We start from the raw sequence: 300 nt of genomic DNA on the forward strand, positions 1-300 counted from the left end.
CAGTGGCGAAGAAAGGATGTCAGCTGTATATGCAGGCGATCAGACGCCCGTTGGGAGTGAAGACATGGCCGAACAAGCGAGAGCCGAACTCCTTGATGTCGCGGCCCACGCAGACGTAATGGTTATCCTCCTATCAACTGATGTTTTCCAACAAACAGTTGAGGAGATATGGAACGAACTTGTTGAAGCAGCCAAGCCAGAGTCGATCTGGTGTCTCGGCGCCGCTCGAAGTTCGCTCGAGGGGCTTGACTTTGAAGAGTTGGAGACGAAGGGCTGTACTGTCCTCACCTACCAGCGTGT

Annotated in this window: 1 pseudogene; it reads left to right on the forward strand. The window is 53.7% G+C overall.

What is annotated here, in order from left to right:
- Positions 1 to 64: 64 nt before the first annotated feature.
- Positions 65 to 300 (forward strand): annotated as a pseudogene (locus EXE42_RS17590) (hypothetical protein); the annotation flags it as partial.

The sequence above is a fragment of the Halorubrum sp. SP3 genome, from assembly GCF_005435195.1.
GTDB lineage: Archaea > Halobacteriota > Halobacteria > Halobacteriales > Haloferacaceae > Halorubrum > Halorubrum sodomense.